Origin of the sequence: Thermogutta sp. (assembly GCF_014359955.1) — a bacterium.
Taxonomy (GTDB): Bacteria; Planctomycetota; Planctomycetia; order Pirellulales; family Thermoguttaceae; genus Thermogutta.
This window is the reverse complement of sequence record NZ_JACIYL010000706.1, coordinates 1-2,329: the sequence shown is the minus strand read 5'-3', so window position 1 is coordinate 2,329 and position 2,329 is coordinate 1. Positions and strand designations below refer to the sequence as shown.

The following is a 2,329-nucleotide window of genomic DNA, read 5'->3' as shown; positions in this document are numbered from 1 at the left end:
CTGTCTTTGGCCACCGCATCATCCAGGGCGATGGCCTCGATGCTGATCAAGAGGTCGATGCGTTTTCCTTCTTTCACCGGGGTGATCGACAACCGCTGAATCGCATGAAGATAGTCCCGCGAATAGAAGGCGTAAAGGAATCGGGTAAGCGATTCGAGGGTTCCCTGTCCGCGGACAGTGAACGGCATGCGATAAAACAGATTCTTTTCCCGTCGCACTTCCCCGCTGTCCACCTGGATGGCTTCCAACTGGGCATTCTGAGCACATTCAAGAAGCCAATTTTGATAAAGGCGACGCGCGACGGCGGGATCCGCCGGCAGGGAGCGTGCTGCCCATTCTTTGAGCTGCTCCTTGGCCTTTTGAATCTCCTGAAGCTGTCTCTCTTTAGCCCGAATGGAATTGATCAGCGTGGCCCGAGCCGTTTGCCGGATGCGGAACGGAGTGGAAACGATCGCCCAGATGGTCCGTCCGCCGATAAACGCGATCAGGACGGCTGCCACAAGTGCCAGTATGCGTTCCCTTGGCCCGAGTTTCATGGCGTCACCTCACGGCTTGTCTCGGGGCTGCGGAACGGGGAGCCGCTGTGGGGGTCAGTCCCGGCGTCCGGACAGTCGGGGGACGGGTGGACCGGACCGGCGCCGGAGGAGCGGACCGAATCACGACGGATGTTCCAAAGCGAAGCGTGTACGGCTTTTGCGAGTCGTCTTCCGCTTTCCCTTTGGAAACCACCCGATGGGTTTCGTCTTCGAGCGATTGCTCCATTTTCTGGACACTGTCACTGGAAGCCGCAAAGCCTTCCAGAGAGATCTCGCCCGCCTTGGATCCAGCAGCCAGCGACACTTTGGTGAGCATCACCTCTTTTGCAGGAGGAATTTTCTCGTTCAAACGCTTCAGTTCTTCCAACCAGTCCACTCGGGAACCGATCCACCCGCGAACAGCCTGGGCAAGCTGCGCGACTTCGGCCCCCGCCTTCAATTCGCGATCCAGTTCCGATTGCCGCGCGCGGAGTTGTGCTATTTCCTGATCGAGCTGCGCCAACTGCCACCAGCCGTAACCGATCCCCAGCGCTGCAAGAATGGCGGCCCCCACCCCGGCCACCAAAAGCTGACGCTTTTTAGAGGGCGGCTCTGGACGCCGGTGCGGATGGAGGAAATCGAGCGGCGGCGTGATTTTGTCCTTCTCGTCTGCCAGAAGTCCCAGCAGTGCTGTGTACTCGCCGGGATGGTCGGGCAGCGATTCCGCAAGCTGGAGACTGAGCGTGAACGGCTGGAAAGGATTGAAGCAACTCACGGAGAGGTCCAGTCGCTCACGCAAAAGCCCAACGAGATGTTCGTGGGCCGGCGTATTCCCGCAGAGGACAAGGTGATTCGCCCGGCCACCCCCCAATTGATTCTGAGCCGCCATCATTGTCCGGCGGATTTCGCCGAGGAGCGTCTCGGCCGAGGGTGGATCTCGCAGCGGATCACCGACCAGGCGGGCGGTTCGCATGAAGACCAACCGCCCTTCCACGATCACGGAAAGATCCACTTCATCACCGACCAGATCGACGACCAGGCGAATTTCCCCCTCCGAGAGAGGCAGGCAACGGCGGGCCAGGGAGGCCGAGGCGCACGGGCGAAGGAGCAGGCGTTCCGGACGAAGCTGGGCCACCCGGCATGTGTCCTGGATCTGTGTCAAAAGCTGTGGAGAAAGCGCTGCCACAAGCACATTGCGCGGCTGCGTGGGGTCCCCGTCCAGCGACAAATAATCGATGCTCCAGTCTTCAGTAACATGGGTGAACTCCCGCAGTGCCTGAAGTTTGACGACCTCTGGCAGATCGTCGTCAGAAACCGGCGGCACCGAAAGCTGACGGAGTTCCACCAGCGAACGACTGATCGTCACGAACGTGGTCGGACGACGGATATTGCGGGCAGCCAGGGCAGCCGCCAGGCACCGCCCAATATCTTCGGCACTCGGTCGAAACGGCTCTTGCCCTCCCGCCGCTGCTCCGCCCAAAGCATCCCGAAGATTGACATCGAACAAATGTTCCAGGATGAGACGATCCGACCGAGGCGTGGCCACCGCCACCCTCAATTCCCGATCGTTCCATTCATAGGCCAACCAGCGTGCCATGAGTTGTCACCTCAAGGGGACGCAACCGTCCCTGTGTTACCAAGACCAGCCATCTGCCCCGAAGACCCCAGGGCGCTTATCGGAAATCCGCGTCCAAGATGGCTCATATCTCTCCAGAATAATAGCCGGGCTGGGCGAACGGTAGCGTCAACAATCGCTTCCACACGGCAACTCGGTCCCCCGCCGGCAAAATATCCCACAACCTGTGCCCGGTAAA

Annotated in this window: 2 protein-coding genes; both read right to left on the bottom strand. The window is 60.0% G+C overall.

Going from position 1 to position 2,329, the window contains the following annotated elements; all coding sequences use genetic code 11:
• On the bottom strand, positions 1-536 hold a 536-nt coding region (locus H5U08_RS16075), incomplete at its 3' end, for a hypothetical protein (protein ID WP_297035351.1).
• A 4-nt stretch (positions 537-540) separates the two neighbouring features.
• Positions 541-2,112 (bottom strand): hypothetical protein, encoded by a 1,572-nt coding sequence (locus H5U08_RS16070; RefSeq protein WP_297035348.1) that lies wholly within the window; start codon positions 2,110-2,112, stop codon positions 541-543.
• Positions 2,113-2,329 lie beyond the last annotated feature (217 nt).

What these genes read in the sequence shown, in the direction of transcription:
- H5U08_RS16070 (WP_297035348.1), bottom strand. Translation starts at nt 2,112, where the DNA reads ATGGCACGCTGGTTGGCCTATGAATGGAACGATCGGGAATTGAGGGTG.